The organism is [Clostridium] clostridioforme AGR2157, assembly GCF_000424325.1.
Lineage (GTDB): Bacteria > Bacillota > Clostridia > Lachnospirales > Lachnospiraceae > Enterocloster > Enterocloster clostridioformis_A.
On record NZ_AUJR01000090.1, the window covers coordinates 1 to 7,318 of the forward strand.

The 7,318-nt window shown below is 43.0% G+C and carries 6 protein-coding genes and 2 pseudogenes; 3 read left to right on the forward strand and 5 right to left on the reverse strand.

The features are described 5' to 3' along the window. Positions 1 to 793 precede the first annotated feature (793 nt). The 3 genes and pseudogenes from G614_RS28680 to G614_RS0122900 form a co-directional block, all read left to right on the forward strand. Positions 794 to 1,078 (forward strand): annotated as a pseudogene (locus tag G614_RS28680) (IS4 family transposase); the annotation flags it as partial. A 463-nt stretch (positions 1,079 to 1,541) separates the two neighbouring features. Then, a complete protein-coding gene (locus G614_RS0122895) occupies positions 1,542 to 1,790 on the forward strand; it encodes a type II toxin-antitoxin system prevent-host-death family antitoxin (protein ID WP_002586748.1) in 249 nt (82 codons plus the stop codon). 1 nt (position 1,791) lies between these two features. After that, a complete protein-coding gene (locus G614_RS0122900) occupies positions 1,792 to 2,091 on the forward strand; it encodes a type II toxin-antitoxin system RelE/ParE family toxin (protein ID WP_027643763.1) in 300 nt (99 codons plus the stop codon). A 357-nt stretch (positions 2,092 to 2,448) separates the two neighbouring features. Here the strand turns inward: G614_RS0122900 and G614_RS0122905 are convergent, their stop codons facing one another. The 5 genes and pseudogenes from G614_RS0122905 to G614_RS34745 form a co-directional block, all read right to left on the reverse strand. Then, positions 2,449 to 3,393, reverse strand: coding sequence for a transketolase family protein (locus tag G614_RS0122905; protein WP_022202364.1), 945 nt, complete (start codon positions 3,391 to 3,393; stop codon positions 2,449 to 2,451). Between the two features lie 4 nt (positions 3,394 to 3,397). Further along, complete coding sequence (locus tag G614_RS0122910; protein WP_027643764.1) at positions 3,398 to 4,237, reverse strand: transketolase; 840 nt, start codon at positions 4,235 to 4,237, stop codon at positions 3,398 to 3,400. 37 nt (positions 4,238 to 4,274) lie between these two features. Beyond that, complete coding sequence (locus tag G614_RS0122915) at positions 4,275 to 5,255, reverse strand: ABC transporter permease (protein WP_022202362.1); 981 nt, start codon at positions 5,253 to 5,255, stop codon at positions 4,275 to 4,277. Beyond that, on the reverse strand, positions 5,248 to 6,750 hold the full coding sequence (locus tag G614_RS0122920) for a sugar ABC transporter ATP-binding protein (protein ID WP_027643765.1): 1,503 nt from the start codon (positions 6,748 to 6,750) through the stop codon (positions 5,248 to 5,250). Before G614_RS0122920 ends, G614_RS0122915 begins: the two co-directional genes overlap by 8 nt. A gap of 255 nt (positions 6,751 to 7,005) precedes the next feature. Next, positions 7,006 to 7,318: pseudogene (locus G614_RS34745) on the reverse strand (IS630 family transposase); the annotation flags it as partial.

Sequence of the window (7,318 nt, forward strand, 5' to 3'; positions counted from 1 at the left end):
TACAAGAAGGATGTCACTGTATGTCCATGCTGCGGCGGGGCCATGTCCTATGAAGTATGTACTGAATGGACCCCAAAAAGAAGCAGCGCCTGATCCCAAAGCAACCGGATATGGGACATAAGATTTGGGGGTAAGGGGGAAGTATGCCTTAAACCAGTGATATCTTCTTGAGTTCCTGTCGAAAAGCATCCAGCAGAGCTGTCAGACAGGTGAAAGCCGGAGCATTGAATCCCCATACCGGACGCGACTTTGTTCAATTCGGAAAAACCGAAAGTGTGCTGAATAAGGGGGCAGAAAAGATTGCCCTCTTATTCAACCCACCTCCGGTTCTTTCCTTAGAAACTAATTTTCTATGCGAAAAAGCAATTGAGCAGAATAAAGATATTCTACATAGCGGAATATGATGGTAGCATTCGCCCAGCTAGTGGGCGATGTCCTCCGTCTGGGTGGCATCAAGCCACCCAGATTTTAACCTGCACACATTTCGACCCTGTTATTTTCCGGTCTGCTGGTACATCTTCCGATCATGGGTGGAAAAACGGCACACGGGCATCCCCCTGATTTTTCGATGTTTCGGGCACTTTGGGTTTTCTGGCGATACCACTATGTGACAAACCGGTCTGCCAATTCTGTATAATTTCACAAACATTCAGAACTGTTCCCAAATGACTTGCAGATGCTCCTTTTCAGAGTTAACATACGACAACTCCGACAGGAGAAACGAAAAGGAAGGATTCGAGACGAGAAAAGAAAATATCATTTATGTGGGAATTGACCTGCATAAGGAAACACATACATGCAGCGGAAAACAAAAACTTTTGAAGAGGGATTCTCAAAAAATACTCTGTACCGCTTCCTGAACATCGTGAAAACAAACTGGCAGCGTTTTACTGCGCTCTTGTCTTCGAGGATCATCAATGATTTCATGAAGCCGCTCACGGACGAAAAGCGGAAGGACGTCTTCATTATAGATGACAGCCTGTTTGACCGCTCCCACTCCAAAAAGGCAGAGCTCCTGGCGAAAGTGTTCGACCACTGTTCCATGAAGTTCAAAAAAGGATTCCGCCTCCTTACCTTGGAACGCTGCGGCCAGAAAAAAGCAGGCACAACAGATACCGGAAGATGGTCATAACCGGAATTCCTTTTTCCTTGCCGGCATTACATGAAGAGAAGCTTCCCTATTTGGAACTCGCTGATAAATTTTGCGGCAAATTCAAAAACCTCGTTTTCCTTATTTTGATTATGTGGTATACTTGACATGGCATGAATCTCCTTTTTGTGTGATTGTTTTTGGCAATTCAATTATACCATGCAAGCCGGGTTTGTGCCTTTTTAAGTGCTAACGTATTGAATTTCCAAGGTTCATCACACCAAATGGTGTGGGAAGTTTGAGTAAATAATCAGAAGTAATATGTATCCTGCTTAGCGGTAATATTCATATATCACAAAAAGCTGTAAAAACTCACGTTGAATTTTACAGCTTTTTGTGTATAATATAAGTAGCAGAAACAATGTGAAATCAGGGAAGGAGCTGAAAGAATATGGCAAATATTTTACCAGTATCTGATTTGAGAAATTATAACGAAGTCCTGAAAAACTGTCACAAAGGAGAACCGGTATATCTGACTAAGAATGGCAGAGGACGATTTGTAGTCATGGATATTGAAGATTATGAGCGTGATCGTGCAGAAAAGAAGCTTCTGGTGAAGCTTCAGGAAGCCGAAGAAGCAGTGAAGGACGGCGAAGGCTGGCTTGATCTGGACGAACTGAAAGCACTTGTGGGGGAATAAGATGTTAAAATTGCGGATCAATCCGATTGTTGCAAAGGATCTGAAGAATATCCGGGATTATATCGCTGAAGATAATGAAGAATACGCTGCAAAGACCATAAAGGAAATTTATGGTAAATTTGAGAATCTCCAGATGTTTCCGGGAATGGGTTCAGATCTTTCCAAACGAGTCAGCTTTCGGACAGATTATAAATATGCGGTATGGGAAGATTATGTGATTATCTACAAGGTAAGTAACGAGTATGTAGAGATTTATCGTGTCATCAACCGGTATCAGGATATTACGAGAATCTTTGATTGATAACAGAGATTTGATAACAAATTGATAACACCGTTCAGTACAGCCTGTGGACTTAGGACAGTGGAACACATATAAAACCAGATAGAAATACTCGGAACAAGAAGAGCATATATTAGAAGTTTTACTACAAGTAAAGTATACTCAAGACAGATGCATACGACGATCGCGAGGTTCCGCACCCTGCACTTTGCTCCCTGCGCGGAGCAGGTCATGGCAGGGGCGCCAGAATTCTTATATAAGTCAGGGGAAATATCGGGGGAAGCGGTCTTCATAGATGGGACAAAAATAGAGGCGGACGCCAACAAATACACATTTGTATGGGCCCACCCCCTTTTTTATGTCAGGCTAGAGTGTGTGTTATTTCTTTCGCTGAATCGCATGTTTGGCCGCCGCGGCAATATGCTCTGGCGTCAAACCAAATGATTCCAGCAGTTCTTTTGGAGCACCCGAATGACCAAATTTATCTTCCACACCGATAAACTCAATAGGAACAGGTTCCGTTCCAACTATTACTTCCGAAACAGAACCGCCCAGGCCTCCTATCACATTATGCTCTTCTGCTGTCACAATAGCCCCTGTCTCTTTTGCCGCCTTAATGATAATATCCCTGTCAATCGGCTTAATTGTATGCATATCAATTACACGGGCATTTATGCCTTCCGCTTCCAGAATCTTCTCTGCCTTCAATGATTCCTGAACCATCAGGCCACAAGCAATAATTGTTACATCCGTACCGTCAGCCAACTGTACCCCTTTACCAATCTCAAATTTATAATTCTCAAAATTGTCCGTTACGCAATCCAGGGCGCAGCGGCCGGTTCTCAAATAACATGGCCCTTCATATTCCAAAACTGCCTTTGTTGCCAAACGTGTCTCATGAGAATCACAGGGCACAATTACTGTCATCTTTGGAATCGTACGCATCAAACTGATATCTTCGATGCACTGGTGGCTGGCTCCGTCCTCACCTACGGTCAAGCCGGCATGGCTTCCTATTATTTTCACATTTAATCCTGGATATGCCACACTGTTACGGATTTGGTCATAGGTACGCCCCGCTGCGAATACCGCAAAGGTATGTACCAGAGAAACAGCCCCACAGGTAGCAAAACCCGCCGCTATATCAACCATATTTGCTTCCGCAATACCGATATTAAAAAAGCGTTCCGGATATTTCTCCGAAAAATACTGAGTCATTGTACAACTCTTCAAATCCGCATCAAAGACATAAACATTATCTCTATCACCAAATTCTTCCAATGCGAGGCCATATGCTACTCTAGTAGAAATATTTTCGCCCATTTTATCAGTCCTCCAATTCTGCAATTCTTTTGTCAAGTTCTGCATATGCTGTTTTAAATTCTTCCTTCGTGGGTTTTCCTCCGTGGAAGCGAACCTGATTTTCAAATATGGACACTCCTTTTCCCTTAACGGTATCTGCAACAATTACCGTTGGCTTCCCACCTGTTGAAGATGCCAATTCAATCACATTATGTATCTGTTCGATATCACTTCCGTCTATTTCCATTACATTCCACCCAAAGGCTCTGAACTTCTCTCCAATTGGATAGGGTGACATGACCTCTTCAAGGGAGCCATCCAATTGCAATTTATTATTGTCAACAAATGCGATTAAATTATCCACCCTATAAAATCCAGCCGCCATAGCCGCTTCCCAGATCTGGCCTTCCTGAATTTCACCGTCTCCCATAATACAGAATACGCGATATCCCAGTTTTCTGCTTTGTCCATACATAGCCATGCCAAGTGCAACCGACAATCCCTGTCCCAACGATCCCCCTGACATATCAACCCCTGGAACATGGATTTCCACATGTCCTGAAAGGTCACTGTCAATTTTCCTAAAAGTTGCAAGATGTTCTGGTTTAAAAAAACCCTTCATCGCCAGAGCCGTATACAACGAGGGGGAGCAATGTCCTTTAGATAACACCAATCGGTCACGGTCTATCTTCTTTGGCTCATTTACATCTACATTCATCTCATCAAAATACAGAACCGATAAAATCTCCGCTATGGAGAATGATCCTCCTATATGTCCTGAGCCCGCGGTTTCAATGGTCTGTAATGCAAGTTTACGCATTTTATAAGCCTGCAGTTCTAATTGTCTTTTTAATTTACCGTCCATTACTACAAAATCCTCCTGAAATATTAATTAACAGTACTTATTTGGATGCATTCTGTTTTTTCTGTTTTAGGATATCAAAATAAACAGCGGAAATGATAATCATGCCCTTTAGGACAAATTGCCAATATGAATTTACATGCATCAAATTAAGACCATTGGAAATCACGCCAATGATTAAAACTCCAATCATCAAACCACCCACTGTACCGGTACCGCCAAAGAAGGATGTTCCTCCGAGTACTGCCGCCGCAATAGCATCTGTCTCATACCCTTCTCCGGTCGAAGGCTGACCAGAGGAGAGCCTGGCCGCCAGGACAACTCCACAGAATCCTGCAATCGTTCCGCTAATTGTCCATACCAGAATTTTTATCTTTTTGACATCAATTCCGGAAAAACGGGCAGATAATTCATTTCCACCAACCGCGTAAATATGCCGCCCGGTTCTTAATTTGTTTAGCAAGAAATAATCCATAATCAGGAATATTATCATATAGATAACCGGATATGGAACCACTCCCAGAGAACCCGTCCCAAACGCGCTAAAATTCGTATTCTTCGTAGTTACCGGAGAACCATTTGCAATCAGATATGCGGCTCCCCTGCATACAGACTGCATTGCCAGTGTCACCACAAAAGGATGGATTCCTGTATATGTAATGATGACGCCATTTATCAAGCCTACAAATGTCCCCACCAGGATTCCAACAGCAATACCCATGGGTATGGGGAGTCCAAAGCTTTCAAAGGTCATAACGCACATGACTCCACTAAGGGCAGCCAAGGCTCCTCCTGTCAGATCAATACCAGCCAATATAATAGCAAGCTGTACTCCAATCGCTAGATAACAGTTAGTAGCGCAAGTTCTCAATAAATTCACCATATTGGTTTTAGTTAAGAAATTATTTCCAAAAATTGCAAAAAGCGTGCCCATAGCAAATAAAGCAATAAGGATACCGCAGTTTAGCCTGAAATAGTTACGTGTTGCGCGAACCATAGCACTATTGGATCTTCTATTCATTTTTGTTCACCCCCATTGCGTATGTTAAAATCATCTCCTGAGAAATACCATCTTGGTGTGCCAGCTCTCCTGTAATCCGCCCTTCATGCATTATCACTACACGGTCACTCATATTCATAACCTCCGGCATTTCGGAAGAAATCAATATAATTGCCAATCCTTCCTTTGCCAGGTTATTAATGATAGTATATATCTCAGCTTTAGCCCCCACATCAATACCACGTGTAGGTTCATCCAGAATCAGCACCTCCGGATCCGTTGCCAACCACTTTGCAAGCAACACCTTTTGCTGATTGCCTCCTGACAAAGTTGAACAATTTACATTAGGGGACGGTGCCTTTATTTTCAGTGCATCTATACCCTGTTCAACAATCCCTGCTTCCTTATCAGCATCTACCCGCATCCCTCTCATGAATCGGTCCAGAACAGGAAGGGATATATTAAATGCAATTGTATTCTTTAATAACAGCCCCTCTGTTTTACGGCTCTCTGGAACGAGGGCAACACCTCTTTTTTGCATAAACATTGGGTCTGGCTTTTTTACCAATTCGCCTTTCAGATATATCTCTCCTGAATCCATAGGATCCAGCCCCATAACAACTTTCATCAATTCCGACCGGCCAGCACCTACCAGACCGTAAAAACCGAGTATCTCTCCTTTTCGCACGGTAAAACTGCAATTTATTGCTCTTTTTCCTGCACATATATTTCTAGCTTCTAACACAACCTGTCCCAGCTCATTAAATGTCCTTACATAATAATTTCCCAAGTCCCGTCCAACCATAAGGGATATAAGCTGCGCCTCTGTACATTTTTTAGATTGGAGTTCACCCATAAATTCTCCGTCACGCATGATCGTAACCGCATCACACAACTGAAACACTTCTGCCATTTTATGCGTAATGAACACAATCCCCATACCCTGCTTTTTTAAATCGCCGACAGTCTTAAAAAGTATGTCCACTTCCTTTTCTGAAAGCGAGGATGTTGGCTCATCCAAGATGAGTATCTTTGCATTTAAGGAAAACGACTTTGCTATTTCTACCATCTGCTGCTGTCCTATTGAAAGTTTTCCGACATTTTCATTAGGATCCACTTCAAGGCCAACTCGTTCCAATAAGGGTCTTGCGGCCTCTGCCATCTTATCTTTATTTACCATTCCAAAAGAATTCCTCATTTCACGGCCCAGAAAGATATTTTCTGCAATTGTAAGATACGGTTCTAGCGCAAGTTCCTGATGGATAAATGCCACCCCCATATTCTGGGAGTCGTGGACTGAGTGGATACTGACCATCTTTCCTTCGATATATATGTCGCCCGAATCCGCTGTAAATACGCCTCCCAGCACATTCATGAGCGTAGACTTTCCCGCACCGTTCTCACCCATAAGCCCCATGACCTCGCCTTCATGTACGGTAATCGCCGCATTATTGAGGGCACGTACACCCGGAAAAGTCTTTACTATATTTTCCATGCGTAAAAGCTCTTTTTTCATCTTCTATGCTCCTTACTTTGTTACACCTTGACAATTCGAAAGGGGAAAACCCCCATAGGTCTTCCCCTTTCGAGAGCACTCTTCATGCAAACTGGTTGGGACTTACTGCCAATCTGAAATATCAAAATCACCAATATTATCTGCTGTAATCAGTTCAACCGGAACAACTATTTCACTTTCCACAGTCTCGCCAGCCAAGTAGGAGAGCGCTACATCTACCGCACTAGTACAACTCGATTTAAATAAGCTTACAATTTAAGCATTGGTAGTAATCTGATTTCTTGGCTTACGTGTCCGTGCTTTGGGCGCACGTTTCCCTTGGTTTTCAGGACTTGCTGCTTTCGCATTTACAACTTCATAGACGATTGTGCCCACATCCTCTTCCGAAAGATCAATCGTGTCCAAGCGGTATTTCCATTTGTAGGGGACGGGAACCTCATTGATTTCTTCAAAGTATTTCAAAATCCGTTCCTTTAGTTCCTCTTTCGAGCCTACACGAATCCCGGACAACATCTGGCGGGTCATTTTGCTGAAAAAGCCTTCCACCATATTCAGCCAGGAGCCATGT